The 16,786-nt window shown below is 55.5% G+C and carries 12 protein-coding genes; 7 read left to right on the plus strand and 5 right to left on the minus strand.

All coding sequences use genetic code 11. The features are described 5' to 3' along the window. Nucleotides 1–29: 29 nt before the first annotated feature. The 5 genes from Q1A48_RS14600 to dnaA all read right to left on the minus strand — a co-directional run bounded on the left by Q1A48_RS14600 (nucleotide 30) and on the right by dnaA (nucleotide 8,759). Nucleotides 30–2,180, minus strand: coding sequence for a hypothetical protein (locus Q1A48_RS14600; RefSeq protein WP_299946270.1), 2,151 nt, complete (start codon nucleotides 2,178–2,180; stop codon nucleotides 30–32). A 150-nt stretch (nucleotides 2,181–2,330) separates the two neighbouring features. Continuing rightward, entirely contained in the window at nucleotides 2,331–4,751 is a 2,421-nt protein-coding gene (gene gyrB, locus Q1A48_RS14605; RefSeq protein WP_299946273.1) for a DNA topoisomerase (ATP-hydrolyzing) subunit B, read from the minus strand. 18 nt (nucleotides 4,752–4,769) lie between these two features. Next, nucleotides 4,770–5,876: a DNA replication/repair protein RecF gene (gene recF / locus Q1A48_RS14610; RefSeq protein ID WP_299946275.1), complete on the minus strand. Its 1,107-nt coding sequence runs from the start codon at nucleotides 5,874–5,876 to the stop codon at nucleotides 4,770–4,772. 123 nt (nucleotides 5,877–5,999) lie between these two features. After that, the gene (dnaN, locus tag Q1A48_RS14615) at nucleotides 6,000–7,106 is read right to left on the minus strand and encodes a DNA polymerase III subunit beta (RefSeq protein WP_299946277.1); all 1,107 of its coding nucleotides are present in this window, start codon (nucleotides 7,104–7,106) and stop codon (nucleotides 6,000–6,002) included. Nucleotides 7,107–7,139: 33 nt separating this feature from the next. Beyond that, nucleotides 7,140–8,759 (minus strand): chromosomal replication initiator protein DnaA, encoded by a 1,620-nt coding sequence (dnaA, locus tag Q1A48_RS14620; RefSeq protein ID WP_299946279.1) that lies wholly within the window; start codon nucleotides 8,757–8,759, stop codon nucleotides 7,140–7,142. A 481-nt stretch (nucleotides 8,760–9,240) separates the two neighbouring features. Here dnaA and rpmH point away from each other — a divergent pair, with 481 nt between their 5' ends. The 7 genes from rpmH (at nucleotide 9,241) to rsmG (ending at nucleotide 16,714) form a co-directional block, all read left to right on the plus strand. After that, nucleotides 9,241–9,375, plus strand: coding sequence for a 50S ribosomal protein L34 (rpmH, locus tag Q1A48_RS14625; protein ID WP_299946282.1), 135 nt, complete (start codon nucleotides 9,241–9,243; stop codon nucleotides 9,373–9,375). 31 nt (nucleotides 9,376–9,406) lie between these two features. Then, entirely contained in the window at nucleotides 9,407–9,793 is a 387-nt protein-coding gene (gene rnpA / locus Q1A48_RS14630; RefSeq protein ID WP_299946284.1) for a ribonuclease P protein component, read from the plus strand. Further along, nucleotides 9,790–10,020: a membrane protein insertion efficiency factor YidD gene (yidD, locus tag Q1A48_RS14635; RefSeq protein WP_299946287.1), complete on the plus strand. Its 231-nt coding sequence runs from the start codon at nucleotides 9,790–9,792 to the stop codon at nucleotides 10,018–10,020. Before rnpA ends, yidD begins: the two co-directional genes overlap by 4 nt. Nucleotides 10,021–10,028: 8 nt before the next feature. Next, nucleotides 10,029–11,702, plus strand: coding sequence for a membrane protein insertase YidC (gene yidC / locus Q1A48_RS14640; protein ID WP_299946288.1), 1,674 nt, complete (start codon nucleotides 10,029–10,031; stop codon nucleotides 11,700–11,702). A gap of 78 nt (nucleotides 11,703–11,780) precedes the next feature. After that, nucleotides 11,781–13,157, plus strand: a complete 1,377-nt coding sequence (gene mnmE / locus Q1A48_RS14645) for a tRNA uridine-5-carboxymethylaminomethyl(34) synthesis GTPase MnmE (RefSeq protein WP_299946290.1) — start codon at nucleotides 11,781–11,783, stop codon at nucleotides 13,155–13,157. 959 nt (nucleotides 13,158–14,116) lie between these two features. Beyond that, nucleotides 14,117–16,006 carry a tRNA uridine-5-carboxymethylaminomethyl(34) synthesis enzyme MnmG gene (gene mnmG / locus Q1A48_RS14650; protein WP_299946293.1) on the plus strand — a complete coding sequence of 630 codons (1,890 nt, stop codon included), beginning with the start codon at nucleotides 14,117–14,119 and terminating at the stop codon, nucleotides 16,004–16,006. 78 nt (nucleotides 16,007–16,084) lie between these two features. After that, nucleotides 16,085–16,714, plus strand: a complete 630-nt coding sequence (gene rsmG, locus Q1A48_RS14655; RefSeq protein WP_299946296.1) for a 16S rRNA (guanine(527)-N(7))-methyltransferase RsmG — start codon at nucleotides 16,085–16,087, stop codon at nucleotides 16,712–16,714. Nucleotides 16,715–16,786: the final 72 nt, after the last annotated feature.

Raw genomic sequence — 16,786 nt, forward strand, 5'->3', positions numbered from 1 at the left:
GTTACTATGGGACTTCCGGATCTGTCAAACTATGCGTGCCTCCCCGGCAAAGCCGGGGGGTCTCCCTTTTGGACTAGATCCCATTGGTTCCACAGCATTGAATCATCAGCAATGCCCCTTTTACTGCCCATAGTTTTTAGAGGTAATACTTTAGCCTTGCCTTTTAACCTGCTTTTAAAGTCAGAACGTAACCTTGCAACAATAGTTGCTATAGAATATGCCTGAGCTCTGAGTGTTTTTCCGTAGTCGGCAATCGCTTTATGAACCATCACAGTCCTGCTACCACGCAGAAACACTCCTGAACTGGATTTCCATATTTCAAAGATTCGCTCTCGCGGTATACCATTTCCTAGAGGTTCCCTATAGTAACTATCAAACTCTAAAGGTGGCAAAGCCGGTAAATGATACTCATCGGCCACCCCTAATAAGGTGTATACGTAGGGAACAGGGGCATGAACCATCCGCTGTATAATCTCTTGGACAAAGATTATCGCTGGGCTAATTTCTCCCGCTTCAGTTTCGACTAGTTCATTAGGCGGAAATAACCAAGCCAAACTACATTGTTTATTATCAGGGAGGTTTAATACTGATCCCAAATGACGACCAAATGCCTTACAAAGTTCGCCATACTGCCTCTGCTCCCAAAAATATATCTGTGTTCGAGGATTTACTTTCCGTCTGTTTTTATCAATAATACTTAGCTCTCCGAAACGAGCATTGGCACGTTCAACAACCCTCACAAAGGTTTCGATAAAATTTTGAATTGCACCCCACTCAGCTGACAAATTATCTTTTGGCACAACAAAGTCAGCATAGGCTAATCTCTCCGGGTCTACACGTACATCATAAGGGAAAAGCAAATTCGCACGCAATCCAATCCCTGTAAGATAACCTGAAGAAGAATCAAAGTTGACAGCTATATCGATTTCAAGATTCACGTCCTGCGCTAAGCCTGCAACAACAGCACATGTATCGGTTGATGTAGTCCTAGAAAGTAGAGATTGAGCTTTTATTGAAATAGAGTTTCTTTCTCTTTTTAAAAAGGCGTGCTGTCCGAGGGCTGCTGGTGCAGTCGTTTGAACAGCGGTTAAATCAGGAACTGAATTTACTCCGTACTCAGATAATATTTTCCCAGCTCCACGACTAAGTCCTGCGACACGACACAAATGGTTGGAAGTCTCTGCTGCTTTAGAACAATAGTTATTTGGATTTCTCTTAAAAATCTCTTTATCAGTCGGATTTAACCATTTTTCTACTCCCAGCCAATCGCATGAATTACAACGAGGAGAGACATGATAAGGTACGCTTGCCCAGCCTGATGTATCTCCAGCGTTAATTACTCGCAATACATCTTCTTTGAAAAACTTGATGACACTAGGAATGTAAAGTAAATAATTAACCGGCTCCCAGTCAGAAACTAAAGCTAGAATTTTTTCAGGGTAGGTTTTAACCGTTTTCGATTTCAATGATTCTTTAAAATTGAGTAACTCAGCATTGTTCCATAGATAACTCGTTTGAGAAACATAATACTTACCAGACAAACCGTTCTCATGAATCCATGTCGATAAAAAGAACGTATATAAACATACTTCCGCCGAATAACTTGCATTTCCTTCTTGGACATTCTTTAAATCGACAACAAAAAGTGCCTTGCGATTGTCATCGTCACCAATAGCTTTACGGGAACCGTTAGTAAGCACTTCCCAATCGCCTGACTTCGGTAAAGCAACATAGATAATATCAGGCCTCATACCACTTAAATGCGGTATGTTCTGCTGATCTATGAGGTTAACGCCAAGGTTCGTCAGCACCGATTGCCGAAAGTCTTCCGGCTCAATCGCAGGTTGAATAATAAGGGACGGTGTAACCGCCTGACAAAGTGACTTTTCCAAATCGATGGGAGTAAAGGAAGAATCGAAAATAACATGTCCGGGCAATTCTCTAATGAGCATTTCATTTTGCTCACGCTCAAAGTCTTGGCCTGACTTCGTGATTATTTGTATACCGGGCCTAGACTTAAGCGGGACGGGAATGCCTGTCGTTTCTATTATTTCTTTTTTACCAGTAAATAGTGAGAGATACAGTTCACGATCACATCCTGTTCGTAAGAACATAGACATCGTGCTTTTAGAAATTCTCTTCTTCGGTAACGCAGACACCCTAAATACTCCATCATTCATCTAAGCCATATTCCATTAGAGTTAGTTATTTTATTTGATAATACCCACTATCTTTTCATGGTTATTATTATGCAATACCACTTTTGTATGCTCACGCAAACTTAGATACTTCCCAGTTTACGAATTATGGGATCCCACATTCAAACAGCACTATACATCCAAATTCTCTACCGCCAGAGCATTACTCTCGATAAACTCCCGGCGCGGCTCCACCTGGTCGCCCATCAGGGTGGTAAAGATCTGGTCGGCGGCGATGGCGTCTTCCACGGTTACCTGCAGCATACGGCGGCTCTCCGGGTCCATGGTGGTGTCCCACAGCTGTTCCGGGTTCATTTCCCCCAGCCCCTTATAGCGCTGGATACCATAGCCACGGCGGCTCTCATTCATCAGCCAGTCCATCACTTCCGGAAAGCTGTCCACCGCATGCTGTTTTTCGTTGCGCTGAATAAAGGCGCCCTCTTCTAGCAGACCCACCATTTTCTCACCCAGGGCACAGAGGGAAGCGTACTCCCCAGAGTCGAAGAACTCATGGTTGACCTGGTAGTCATCTCCAACGCCGTGGGCCACCACGTGGATATGGGGCAGGAACAAGCCGCGTTCGGTATTCTCGTGCACGCTCACTTCGTGCCGGCGGCTACCGCCGCTTTCTTCATCGGCGAGCTTTGCCTGTAGCTGATTGCACCAGTGGGCCATGGCTTCCTGGGACTGCAGTTGTTCCTGGGAGAGCTTGGGCAGATAAATCATGTTGCGCAGTACTTCTTCCGGGTAGAGACGCGACAGGCGCTCGATTGTAGCCTGTACACTGCGGTATTCACCCACCAGGCCCTCCAGAGACTGGCCAGACAAGCCGGGCGCTTGCGGGTTAACGTACAGCGTGGCACCTTCCAGGGCGGCGTTGGTGAGGAACTGGGTTAAAGCCGCCTCATCCTTCAGGTACTGCTCCTGCTTGCCTTTGGAAATCTTATACAGGGGCGGCTGGGCGATATAGATATGCCCGCGCTCGATCAGTTCCGGCATCTGGCGGAAGAAGAAGGTGAGCAGCAGTGTACGAATATGCGCACCATCCACATCCGCATCGGTCATGATAATAATGCTGTGGTAGCGCAGCTTGTCCGGGTTGAATTCACTTTTACCGATACCACAGCCTAACGCGGTGATCAGGGTACCCACCTCGGCACTGGAGAGCATCTTGTCGAAACGCGCTTTTTCCACGTTGAGGATCTTGCCCTTGAGTGGCAGGATCGCCTGGGTTCGGCGATCGCGGCCCTGTTTGGCGGAACCGCCGGCGGAGTCTCCCTCCACCAGGTAAATTTCTGATAGCGCAGGGTCCTTTTGCTGGCAATCGGCCAGCTTGCCGGGCAGACCGGCAATATCCAGGGCACCCTTGCGGCGGGTCATCTCGCGGGCCTTGCGCGCCGCTTCGCGGGCCTTGGCGGCATCGATCATCTTGGTGACAACAGACTTGGCTTCCTGCGGGTTCTCCAGCAGGTAGTCGCTAAAATGCTTTCCCATCTCCTGCTCGACTGCGGGCTTCACTTCGGAGGAAACCAGTTTGTCTTTGGTCTGGGAAGAAAATTTGGGGTCCGGCACTTTCACAGAAATAATCGCGGTGAGACCTTCGCGGGCGTCATCGCCGGTGGTGTTCACCTTGTCCTTCTTGCCCAGGCCTTCCCTTTCGATATAGCTGTTCAGACCGCGGGTGAGGGCGGTACGGAAGCCCGCCAGGTGGGTCCCACCGTCGCGCTGGGGAATATTGTTGGTGTAGCAGAAAATACTTTCCTGGAAGCTGTCATTCCATTGCAGGGCCACTTCCACGGCGATGCCGTCCTCCCGCTGGCTAATGAAATGCAAGACTTTATTGATCGGCGTCTTGTTCTGGTTGAGAAACCCCACAAAGGCACTCAGACCACCCTCATACTCGTAGACTTCCTCTTTGCCACTGCGCTCGTCCTTCAATACGATGCGCACACCAGAGTTCAAGAAAGACAGCTCCCGCAGACGCTTGGCCAATACATCGAAGTGGAACTCGATGTTGCTGAAGGTCTTTGCGGAGGGTTTAAAATGCACAGTGGTACCGGTGACATCCGTTTCCCCTACCACTGCCAGCGGCGCCTGGGGCGCACCTTCGTGGTAAGTCTGCTCGTAAATCCTACCGGCGCGGCGGATGGTCAGCTTCAGCTCTTCCGATAAGGCGTTCACCACCGAGACGCCCACACCATGCAGACCGCCGGAGACCTTGTAGGTGTTGTCATCAAACTTTCCGCCGGCGTGCAGCACGGTCATAATGACTTCTGCAGCGGAAACCCCCTCTTCCGAATGGATTTCCGTGGGGATACCGCGGCCATTATCGGCTACCGAGACGGATTCATCCGGGTGAATGGTTATGCGGATCTCATCACAATGGCCAGCCAGCGCTTCGTCGATGGAGTTATCGACCACCTCGAATACCATGTGATGCAGGCCTGTGCCGTCATCGGTATCGCCGATATACATACCGGGGCGCTTGCGCACCGCATCCAGGCCTTTGAGTACCTTGATACTGCTAGAGTCATAGCTTTGCTGCTCTGACATTGATTCGCTCCATTCAACTTATAGTGCGGCCGATGGTTCGGCACTGATATTCCCATGTTCCACGTGGAACACTTTCGGACAATTCCAGGGGGGATCGAGCTGTTGCCATGGCCGGCTCGTCGCGCCCTCTTCAATTCCGGTAACAAGAACCTGGCTGGCGCAACGGCTGACCCAGCGGGCAAATACCTGCTGGTTGGTTTCATCCAGCTCTGCCGGCAGGTCATCCACCAGGAATACAGGCTGCGCCCGGTGGCGACTGACCAGCTCCGCCATGGCTGTACGCACCGCACAGACCAGCATCTTCTGTTGACCACGGGATAAAATATGCTGCACAGCTTCTCCGGCCAGGGTGAATCGTATATCCGCCCTGTGCGGACCAATGCGTGTATGGCCCAGGGAAAAATCCCCCTCGCGAGACTCCTGCAGGGCTGTGTGCAGATCGGTCTCCTTGCGCCAGCCGCGCCGAAAACCGATTTCAACAGATCCTGGCAGCCCTCCGGGCAGCTCCGATAAGAGTGCCGACACCGCGGACTGAAATTCACCGAAGTGTCCCTGACGCAGGGTATTTACCCGCTCACCACTCTGTGCCAGTTGCTTTTCCCAGGCAGTAATGGCATCCACAGCGATTTTACCACGACGTAACAGCGCGTTTCGCTGTCGCAGCGCGATTTGATAGTTTTTCCACTCCCGGGCAAAAATAGGTTCCACGTGGAACACTGTCCAATCCAGAAGGCGGCGGCGCACGCCCGGCCCACCATCCAGAACGGCAAAACTGTTACTGTTAATCAGCTGCAGGGGGAGGCAGCTGGCCAGTTGGGAGCTGGACTCGGCGGGCCTCTGGTTGATTCTTGCCCGACCACTGCCGTCGCTGAGGCGTTCAACCCCCAGGCTGTAGCCTGTTTCCAACTGAGTGAAGACTGTGAGCCCCCGGCTGCTGTGCTGAATGACAGAGCGATGCTGGCGGGAGCGAAAAGAGCGGCCGGTGGCGAGCATATGCACCGCCTCCAGCAAAGAGGTCTTACCGCCGCCATTGGGGCCGCAAAACAGGTTTACCTTCGGTTCCAGCACCAGTTCGGCATGGCGGATATTGCGGAAACCGGACACCAGAAGGCGGGTCAGCGCCATTGGCACCTTCCCACAGGGGAAACTGGGCATACCCCGGGCAGGAGGCCGCCAAGCACAAGAACCGCGGTATCAATCATTGCAGCGGGTTCAATATTGTCAGGACAAACGACACTGGTGCTCCCACTACAAACGCATCGGCATAATCACATAGAGGGCGTCACCCTCCTCCGGTTGCTGTAGCAGTGCACTGCTGTTGGCATCCGCCAGGCTGATCCGTATCTGATCACTGTGGATGGCACTGGTTGCATCCAGCAGGTAGGACACATTAAAGCCTATCTCCAAAGGTTCTCCCACGTAGTCTACCTCTATCTGCTCTTCCGCCTCCTCCTGCTCCGGATTATTCGCCACAATTTGCAACAGGCTCTCCGCCAACTGCAGGCGAACACCGCGGTACTTCTCGTTGGACAGGATGGCTGCGCGGGAGAAAGCCTGCCGCAGCTCCTGGCGATTGGCGAAAACCACATTGCCGGTATCCCGGGGCAGCACGCGCTCATAATCCGGAAATTTGCCATCCACCAGCTTGGAGGTAAAGGTGAACTGGCCACAGGCCACGCGGATATGGTTGTTCCCCAGGACTACCTGCGCCGGCACCTCGCTGTCTTCCAGCAGACGGCCCAGCTCCAGCACCCCCTTGCGCGGCACAATCGCCTGAATCGGCGCAGAGACATTCAGCCCAGGTGCGTCCCGGTCACACAGCGCCAGTCGGTGGCCATCGGTGGCCACGGCGCGCAGTTGCTGCGGACGACACTCCAGCAACAATCCGTTCAGGTAGTAGCGCACATCCTGCTGAGCCATGGCGAAGCCGGTGGCTTCAATCAGCCGGCGGATCTCTCCCTGGGAAATCTCAAACTGGGTCTGGGCACTGGTTTCCTTCTGGTTGGGAAAATCCGCCGCAGGCAGTGTGGATAATTGAAAACGGCTGCGCCCGCTGCGCAGTACCAGACGCTCACCGTCACATTCAAGATGCAGCTCTGCGCCATCCGGGAGAGAGCGACAGATATCCAGCAGCTTGCGCGCGGGCACTGTAACCTCGCCTTCCAGTTCCACCTCCCCAACCGCCAGGCGACCGACAATTTCCACCTCTAGATCGGTGCCGGTCAGGGAGAGCTCCCGATCACTCAATTGCATTAATACATTGGCCAGGACCGGCAGGGTCTGACGCTTTTCAACAACCCCGGCTACCAGTTGTAACGGCTTGAGTAGGGCGTCCCGGCTCACAGAGAATTTCATCGGTAATTTCGCCTTGTTTTGTCAGTTATTCAATTAAGTGGTCAGGGACCTTGTCAGCAATTTAACATCCTCGCAGATATCCGCGTCGGAGCCCTGCAGCTCGCGAATCTTGCGGCAGGCGTGTAAAACCGTTGTATGATCCCGCCCGCCAAACGCATCACCGATCTCCGGAAGGCTGTGATTAGTCAACTCCTTGGCAAGGGACATGGCGACCTGACGCGGTCGCGCCACGGATCGGCTGCGCCGTTTGGAGAGCAGGTCCGACACCTTGATCTTGTAATACTCGGCCACAACCCGCTGAATATTATCCACACTGACCAGTCGGTCTTGCAGGGCGAGCAAGTCTTTGAGCGCCTCGCGCACCAGTCCATCATCGATAGGCCGTCCGGTAAACTGGGCGTTGGCGATCACACGTCGCAGTGCGCCTTCGAGTTCGCGCACATTGGAGCGGATACGCTGGGCAATAAAGAAGGCAGAGTCGTGGGGCAGTTCCACACCGAACTGCTCCGCCTTCTTCATTAATATGGCAACCCGGGTTTCCAGTTCCGGCGGCTCCACCGCCACCGTAAGTCCCCAACCGAAGCGGGATTTAAGCCGCTCCTCAAGGCCATCGATCTCCTTGGGGTAGCGGTCGCAGGTGAGGATAATCTGCTGTCCACCCTCCAGCAGCGCGTTAAACGTGTGAAAAAACTCCTCCTGGGAGCGCTCTTTCTTGGCAAAGAACTGGATATCGTCAATCAGCAGGGCATCTACCGAGCGATAGTAGCGTTTGAAATCGCTGATTGCATTGAGCTGCAACGCTTTCACCATATCTGCCACAAAGCGCTCAGAGTGCAGATAGACGACTTTGGCGTTTGCATTGCGCTCCAACAGCGCGTTGCCCACCGAATGCATCAGGTGCGTCTTGCCCAGGCCCACACCGCCGTAGATAAAGAGGGGGTTATAGGCGCCACCAGGATTTTCGGATATTTGCTGGGCTGCAGCCAGCCCAAGTTGATTGGACTTGCCCTCCACAAAGGACTTGAAAGTAAAGTTGCGATTGAGGGAACTGCCGCTCCTGATGCCCCCCACCCCTTCCACCTGTCGCGCGGGCGGATTTGAGGGCGCTGAACACGCCAGATTGGTCCTGGCCGGGGGGGGCGGGTCGGCCAGCGCCTTTTCTCCAACCGCCTCCTCGGCCTTTACCACCGGGTACGGGGCACTTCCATCACGGCTTCCAAAGCCCTCCTGGGGCGGCTGGTAAGACGCTCTGGTCGTCAACCTCTCAGGCGGGGCTGCAGCCATCCCTGTGGAAGTCTCAGAAACCCGGGCTACTGGCACTGACCCAGGCATTTCGAGCGACGTCTGTATCGGGGCCGCCTCCGCCTCTGGCGCAACCCGGGTGCGCTGAAAGCGGGCTGGGCGTCGGGCTGTGATTTCCAGGGCCACCTGCAGCGGTTGAGCGGGGGAGAGCTGATACACCAGTTCCCGGATACGGCTCAGGAATTTATCGCCAACCCAATCCAGAACAAATCGATTCGGAGCAATCAGGCGCAACTCGCCCTCCACGCACCCGGGGTTGACGCGCAGTGGCCTGATCCAGGTGTTGAACTGTTGCGATGGCAGCTCGTCCTGTAAGCAGCCCGCGCACTGCTTCCAAACGGATTCAGTCAAGAAAACCCCCAAAAACCCCAATACGATAAGACCAAGGGAAGACGGCAAGGCCGGGGCAGAAAGTGCCCGTTGCCGTCAAACAAGATCGATGCAGTATATCTTTTCGTCGCTGGGTTATCCACAAGAAAGACCGCCAGCGTGAAAAAACCCGCGTGGAAAAAGCCCGTACAATCAGTTAGTTGCACAACAAATGAGCAAACAGATTCCAACCCCGACAAACTTATCCACAAGAGCCTGTGTGTATCTTGGGGTCAATCAGTGGGCATTATGAGATACTCCAATTACCTCAATGACTTGTTGTGGAGAGTGAAAAAACACCAGCAATTAATTCGCGGCCATCGCGTTGCTTTCACTGCTGGCTTTCTATACAATCCGCGACCTTCGCAGCGCGTAGCGCCGGCTCTTCTGTCGCGGGTACCGGGTCGAACTCCCGGAAAAAGTCCCGAGAAATTTCGAACACAAAGTCTCAGGTAGTAAGACTATGAAACGCACATTTCAACCCAGCAACGTGAAGCGCAAACGCACGCATGGTTTCCGCGCGCGCATGGCAACAAAAAATGGCCGCAAAATTCTCGCCCGCCGCCGCGCCAAAGGCCGCAAAGTCCTGTCTGCATAAGACCGCTTCTCTTTAGTCCAGAGATCCCCCTATGCAGCAGATGCGCAGCGACTTCGGATTTGCCAAGGCGCTGCGCCTGCTCAATGCTGCGCAGTACCGCAGCGTATTCAATGACAATCTTGTGCGCTCAGCACATCCGCACCTGTTAATTCTCGCCCGCCCCAATACACTGGGACACCCGCGTCTCGGCCTGGTGATCGCCAAGAAGCATGTGCGCAACGCCACCGACCGCAATCAGATTAAGCGTATTAGCCGGGAGACTTTCCGCCTGCAGCAACACCAGCTGCCGCCGCTGGATACCGTGGTATTGGCTCGCCCCGGGGTCGGAGACCTGGACAAGGCCGCTCTGACAAAACTGCTCAACAAGCTCTGGCGCAAACTGGCCAAGCGCGCCCACCAGGCAAAACAAAAGCCATGAAATGGGTGCTTATCAAGCTAATACATGCATACCGCTACCTAGCCAGCCCCTGGGTCGGAAACCAATGCCGTTTCTACCCCACCTGTTCCCGGTATTCCGAGGAGGCCATTGCAACGCATGGAGCCACAATAGGGGGTTATTTAACCGTGCGGCGCCTTATAAAATGCCACCCCTGGCACCCCGGTGGGTTGGACCCGGTCCCCCCCAGACACAATAACTCTGTTTAGGTAACAAAATGGATTGGCAACGCTATACGCTGATGGGGGGAATTGCTGCTGTTCTCCTGGCCCTGGCTTTCCAGTGGAATACGTTTAAAGAGCAGCATACCCCTGCGGTAGACCGCGAGACCATTGTGCATAGCCCCGGGCAGGCCGACAACACGCTTCCAGAGAATCAAAGCGGCAGCGGGGAGAGCGATGTACCCCAGCTGCAGTCCCAGGCATTGGCACAGGCCGCAACCGACACAGATGACACTGAGCGTAAACTGATTCAGGTCACCACCGACGTTTTCGACCTGCTTATCAATCCCCGCGGTGGCGATATCGTTAAAGTGGCCCTGCGCCAGTTCGAACAGAAGCTGGATACCCCGGATCAACCGCTGATCCTGCTCAACCAGACCCGTTACCATACCTATATCGCGCAGAGTGGCCTTATCGGCCAGAACGGTACCGACAGCGCAACGGGCCGGCCATTGTTCAAAATCGAAAAAACCCAATACGCCCTGGCCGAGGGGCAAGAGGCCCTGATTGTCGACCTGACCCTGCATCAGGAGGGGGCCAATATCACCAAGCGCTTTACTTTCAAGCGCGGCGACTACCTGATCCAGGTCGCCTACCTGGTGGACAACACCAGCAACACCCCCTGGTCCGCGGCCATGTTCGGCCAGATCAAACGCGACAGCAGTGAGCCCCCTACAGATATGGGCTTCGGTATGTCTCCCTTCCTTGGTGCGGCTTTACGCACCACTGAGAAGAATTATTTCAAGCAGGATTTCGAGGAAATCGCTGAGAAACCCACCCGTGAAACCATCGAAGGTGGCTGGGTGGCCATGGTACAGCACTATTTCATCAGTGCCTGGATTCCACCCCAGGATGCACGTAACACCTTTGAATTGAAAGAACTGTCCGACGGGCTGTTCCGTATGGGCTTTACTGCGCCACAGGTGCAGATACCGGCCGCCACCCAGGGGGAACTGAGCGCTTCCTTCTACGCCGGCCCCAAAGATGTCTACCGCCTGGAAGAGATTTCTCCCAGTCTAGAGCTAACCGTGGACTACGGCTGGCTCTGGTGGATTGCCAAACCGCTGTTCCAGGTACTGCACTTTATCCAGGCGCATATTGTCAGCAACTGGGGCTGGGCGATCATCCTGCTCACCATCTTTATTAAAACCCTGTTGCTACCCCTGTCTGCGGCGGGTACCAAGTCCATGGCGCGCATGCGCAAATTCGCCCCACAGATGAAAAAGCTGCAGGAGCAGTACAAGGAAAATCGACAGAAGCTGGCGGAGGAGACCATGAAACTCTACCGCCGCGAGAAGATCAATCCCATGGGCGGCTGCCTGCCGATCCTGCTGCAGATGCCGGTGTTTATCGCCCTCTATTGGATGCTGACTGAAACCGTAGAACTGCGTCATGCCCCCTGGATTTTCTGGATTCACGACCTGTCGGCAAAGGACCCTTACTTTATCCTGCCGGTATTGATGGGAGCCTCCATGTGGTTTATGCAGAAACTGAACCCGGCCCCCGCCGATCCCACCCAGGCGCGCATTATGCAGCTGATGCCGGTGATGATGACCATCTTCTTCCTGTGGTTTCCGGCAGGGCTGGTACTCTACTGGATCGCCAACAACCTGATCACCATCACGCAGACCTGGTATATCAACAAGCAGGTGGATACCGGCAAGATTTGAGCTTGGTGTGAGTGCACACTTACTCGATGAGAGCCGCGGATTCGGCCCAGTGCCCTTGCCATCAGTTAAACTCAGCCGATGATGCAGCAAAGCCTTAACCGAGACACCATCGCCGCCGTTGCCACCGCGCCCGGGCGCGGTGGTATCGGCGTGATCCGCCTGTCGGGCAGGCTTGCCCGACAAATTGCCGGGCAAATCTGCGGTGATCGCCCGCTCGAACCGCGCCACGCCCATTACCGAAGCTTTTTCCACGGGGAGCAACTGATCGACCAGGGCATCGCCCTGTATTTCCCCGGCCCCAACTCCTTTACCGGAGAGGATGTGGTGGAACTGCAGGGCCACGGCGGCCCGGTCATCCTCGACCAGCTCCTGAAGGCCGCCATTGCACTCGGAGCGCGCCAAGCGCGCCCCGGCGAATTCTCCGAGCGCGCCTTCATCAATGACAAAATCGACCTGACCCAGGCAGAGGCCATCGCCGACCTGATCGAAGCGGGCAGTGCCCAGGCGGCGCGCAATGCCCTGCAATCCCTACAGGGTGCCTTCTCCTCAAAGGTGGCAGATCTGGTGGAAAGCCTCACCCAACTGCGCATCTATGTGGAGGCGGCCATCGATTTCCCCGAGGAGGAAATCGACTTTCTCACCGACGGCAAGGTGGCTGCAGATATTGAGACACTGCTGGCGCAATTAACAGACGTGGCGGCCCAGGCGCGCCAGGGCGCCATTATGCGCGAGGGCATGCATGTTGCCATTGCCGGGCCCCCCAATGCCGGCAAATCCAGCCTGCTCAACGCCCTGGCCGGACGCGATACCGCCATCGTCACCGATATCGCCGGCACCACCCGGGATATTCTGCGCGAACATATCCACATCGATGGCATGCCGGTGCAATTTGCCGATACCGCCGGAATGCGCGACGCCCCGGACAGGGTGGAACAGATCGGGATAGAGCGCGCCTGGAAAGAGGTTCACCAGGCCGACCGTGTTTTATTGGTCATGGATGCCGCGCAGCTGCACTCCCTGAATCCACTCGATGCCTGGCCGGCCTTTACCAGGCAACTTGCGGAACCCGACAAGCTCACCCTGGTATTGAATAAAATTGACCTCACCGATTACACCGCCGGATTACAGTCCCGGACCGAAGGCATACCGGTTTTGGCGGTCAGCGCCAAGACCGGCGCGGGACTGGATGCCCTCAAGGAACACCTGAAGCAGAGTATTGGCTTTAGTGGCGCGGCTGAGGGCTGCTTCAGCGCGCGCAGACGCCACCTGGAAGCCCTGGCCCGGGCGCAGGAGTTTATCCAACAGGGCGCTTTGCAGTTGCACAGTAGCGGCGCCGGCGAACTGCTCGCCGAAGACCTGCGCCAGGCTCAGCAGGTACTTGGTGAGATCACCGGCGTTGTCAGCGCCGATGCACTGCTGGGCAAGATTTTTGGCAGCTTCTGTATCGGAAAATAGCAACACACACCGTCTTTTTTACCACCGCACATCTCTACCATTTCCCTACCCCGGCCTATTGCCCTTTCAACACAATTTTTACACCGGTTGTGCACAGACTTCTCCCAGACCTGCCCCCATTTAGGCAACTCTTTTGCGGTTTTCTGCCCTTTTTAATGGTTCGTCCTCCCACTTGACACTCTATTTACAGCGCCTTGAAAACTTCCCCTGCACAAACCTGTTGATTACAACAGGCATTTCCTGGGGATAAAACAGACACTGTGTTCTCCACGGAGAATACACAAGAATTTTGCTGCTCTATACACAGAGTTATCCCTTCCCGAAAAATGCCCACGGGTTATCGCCATATTATGCGCACAAATACCCACAGTCTTTCGCCAGGAAAACATCACTGTGGACAATAAAGGGAGTAAGTACCTGGAAAACACCGCAATCAATTGAGGATAAAATTGCCTGTGGCTCGGGCAGCGAAAAGTTATCCCGGGTTTCCACAGTGCTCTACCCCGGTTACCCCCCCTTCCACCAAGGGGTTATTGGCTATGTTTTATGCCGCTTACCCTATTGATTTATAATGTTTTTCTGAAGTTATACCGGATTGTGGCGAACCCAATAATAACAACAATATCTAAATACTCTCTTTAAGAGATATATTCACTTTTATTAATTAAGATACTGGCTTACCCAGAGAAATACTTTCGCCCCGCCCCATTGAGACGGTCCCATTTACAGGATTGGTTCTGAATCCGGATAGACGGACACTACAGCTATGTGCGCAACAACCTGGGCCTGTTACACAGAATACAGCGAGGGATTCAGGTACTGATCCAGCCCCACCGGGTTTCCGTCCTCGATCAGAGGGAATGACATTGACGGCAATCTGCCGGCCACGAATTGCTGGGGGGACGAACTGTCTATAAAATGTGCGCCCCAGGTTGTAACCGTGAGCAGCAAGAGCCAGTATGGATTTCCCTAAAACCTATGACGTGATCGTGATCGGCGGAGGCCACGCCGGTACCGAGGCTTCCCTCGCGGCTGCGCGCATGGGGGCTTCCACCCTCCTCTTGACCCACAATATCGAGACCCTCGGACAAATGTCCTGCAACCCCGCTATTGGCGGCATCGGCAAGAGTCATCTGGTCAAGGAGGTGGATGCCCTCGGCGGCGCCATGGCCCGGGCCACTGACTTGGGGGGAATTCAGTTCCGGGTCCTCAATGCGCGCAAGGGTCCGGCCGTGCGCGCCACCCGTGCGCAGGCGGACCGGGCCCTGTACCGTGCTGCGATTCGATCAATACTGGAGTGTCAGGAAAACCTGGAGATTTTCCAGCAGGCTGCCGATGACCTGATTGTCGAAGGGGAACAGGTGGCGGGTATTGTCACCAGCGCCGGTATACGCTTGCGCGCAAAAACCGTGGTCCTGACGGCCGGCACCTTCCTGGGCGGGCGCATCCATATCGGTCAGGACAACCATCGCGGTGGTCGCGCCGGTGACCCACCCTCCCTCGCTTTGGCGGCACGCCTGCGCGAGCTGCCCTTTCGTGTCGAGCGTCTAAAAACCGGCACCCCGCCCCGGATTGATGCGCGCTCTGTGGATTTCAGTGCGCTGGAGGCGCAGTGGGGAGACAGTCCCACCCCGGTGATGTCCTATCTGGGCAGCCGCGATGAGCACCCGCGCCAGGTCTGCTGCTGGATTACCCATACCAATGCCCGTACCCATGAAATTATCCAGGGCGGTTTGGACCGTTCGCCCATGTACTCCGGCGCAATCGAGGGCGTAGGCCCGCGCTATTGCCCGTCAATCGAGGACAAGGTGCATCGCTTCGCCGACAGGGACAGCCACCAGGTGTTTATCGAGCCGGAGGGGCTGACCACCAACGAACTGTACCCCAACGGTATTTCCACCAGTCTGCCCTTCGATGTGCAAGTCGATCTGGTGCACTCCATCAAAGGGTTTGAGACAGCGCATATCACCCGCCCGGGCTACGCCATCGAATACGATTTCTTCGATCCCCGCGATCTGCTGCCGTCCCTGCAGAGCAAACGGCTTCGGGGGCTTTACTTCGCCGGCCAGATCAACGGCACCACTGGCTACGAAGAGGCCGCCGCCCAGGGGCTGTTAGCCGGCGCCAATGCCGCCCTGCAGGCCCAGGAGCGCGAAGTTTGGTCGCCGCGCCGGGACGAGGCCTACCTGGGCGTGCTGGTGGATGACCTGATCACCAGCGGCACCAAAGAGCCCTACCGCATGTTTACCAGTCGCGCCGAATATCGCCTGTTGTTGCGCGAGGACAATGCCGATCTGCGCCTGACCGAGAAAGGCCGCGCGTTGGGCCTGGTGGGGGAATCGCGCTGGCGCGCGTTTTGCGACAAGCGCGAGGCCATTGCCCGCGAAACCCAGCGCCTTCAAGACACCTGGGTGCATCCAAAGACCCTGCAAGCCGCGGCGGTAGAAACCAAGCTGCCCCGGCCCCTGGCACGCGAGTACAGTTTGATGGAACTGATGCGCCGCCCGGAACTGGGCTATATGGATGTGGCCAGCCTGAAAGGTGTACCGGTGGCGGATGAGCGGGTTGCAGAGCAGGTGGAAATTTCGGCCAAATACGCCGGTTATATCGATCGCCAGCGCGCAGAAATTGAGCGCTTGCAGGCCTATGAAGAGACACCCATTCCGCAGGATTTCGACTACAGCGCTATTTCAGGCCTCTCCATGGAGGTCAGGCAAAAGCTCGGTGAGACCCGCCCGGATACGCTGGCGCGGGCCTCGCGGATACCGGGGGTTACCCCCGCGTCCATCTCACTGCTGCTGATCCAGCTAAAAAAACGCGGGCTGCTCACCCGCAACAGGGCCGTCTGAGCCCTTATCCACAGGGGGCGCGGACCCTGTGGCGAAAGAATTCGCAGGAATACTGGGGGAATACCTATTTATCGGCAAATGGAACAATTTCGCCCGCGCCTGCTCCAGGCTGCGGCGCAGATGTCAGTGACACTGAGCGACCAACAGCAGGACCAACTGCTTCAGTATCTCGCACTCTTTGCCCGCTGGAACAGCACCTACAATCTGTCGGCGATTCGCGATCCGGCGCAGATGCTGGAGCGCCATATTATCGACAGCCTCAGTGTCGTGAACCTCTGTGGCGCGGGGTCCCTGATTGATGTGGGCAGCGGCGGCGGCCTGCCCGGCATTCCACTCGCTATTGTGTATCCCGCGCGCTCGATCACGCTGCTCGACAGCAATGGCAAGAAAACCCGCTTTCTGTTTCAGGTAATAAACAGTCTGCCGCTGCACAATGTGCAGGTGGTCAATGAACGGGTGGAAAAGTTTAGCGTGGAGCAGCCCTTCGCCGGTGTTGTTTCAAGGGCTTTTGCCTCTGTGGCCGATATGGTGGATTGCAGTGCCCATCTACTGGCTCCAGGGGGGCGGTTTTACGCCATGAAGGGCAGGCTGCCCGAGGATGAGTTGAGTGCGCTCCCAAAAGGCATTATGGTCGAGCAGGTACACCGCTTGTCGGTGCCCGGGTGTGATGCAGAGCGCCACCTGATCCTGCTGAGCCGCACAGAGTAAGCGAACACCCGTTGGGGCCCTCTCCGGCCTGAATACGCCCTGCGGGGGAATCCAACAGCCGTTGACGCCACT

The organism is uncultured Microbulbifer sp. (assembly GCF_947489355.1).
In the GTDB taxonomy this organism is placed as follows: Bacteria; Pseudomonadota; Gammaproteobacteria; order Pseudomonadales; family Cellvibrionaceae; genus Microbulbifer.

Coding starts and splice junctions, on each gene's coding strand:
- yidD (WP_299946287.1), top strand. CDS start 9,790: ATGAAATGGGTGCTTATCAAGCTAATACATGCATACCGCTACCTAGCC.
- mnmE (WP_299946290.1), top strand. CDS start 11,781: ATGATGCAGCAAAGCCTTAACCGAGACACCATCGCCGCCGTTGCCACC.
- recF (WP_299946275.1), bottom strand. CDS start 5,876: ATGGCGCTGACCCGCCTTCTGGTGTCCGGTTTCCGCAATATCCGCCAT.
- rsmG (WP_299946296.1), top strand. CDS start 16,085: ATGGAACAATTTCGCCCGCGCCTGCTCCAGGCTGCGGCGCAGATGTCA.
- rnpA (WP_299946284.1), top strand. CDS start 9,407: ATGCAGCAGATGCGCAGCGACTTCGGATTTGCCAAGGCGCTGCGCCTG.
- dnaN (WP_299946277.1), bottom strand. CDS start 7,106: ATGAAATTCTCTGTGAGCCGGGACGCCCTACTCAAGCCGTTACAACTG.
- gyrB (WP_299946273.1), bottom strand. CDS start 4,751: ATGTCAGAGCAGCAAAGCTATGACTCTAGCAGTATCAAGGTACTCAAA.
- yidC (WP_299946288.1), top strand. CDS start 10,029: ATGGATTGGCAACGCTATACGCTGATGGGGGGAATTGCTGCTGTTCTC.
- rpmH (WP_299946282.1), top strand. CDS start 9,241: ATGAAACGCACATTTCAACCCAGCAACGTGAAGCGCAAACGCACGCAT.
- mnmG (WP_299946293.1), top strand. CDS start 14,117: ATGGATTTCCCTAAAACCTATGACGTGATCGTGATCGGCGGAGGCCAC.
- Q1A48_RS14600 (WP_299946270.1), bottom strand. CDS start 2,180: ATGAATGATGGAGTATTTAGGGTGTCTGCGTTACCGAAGAAGAGAATT.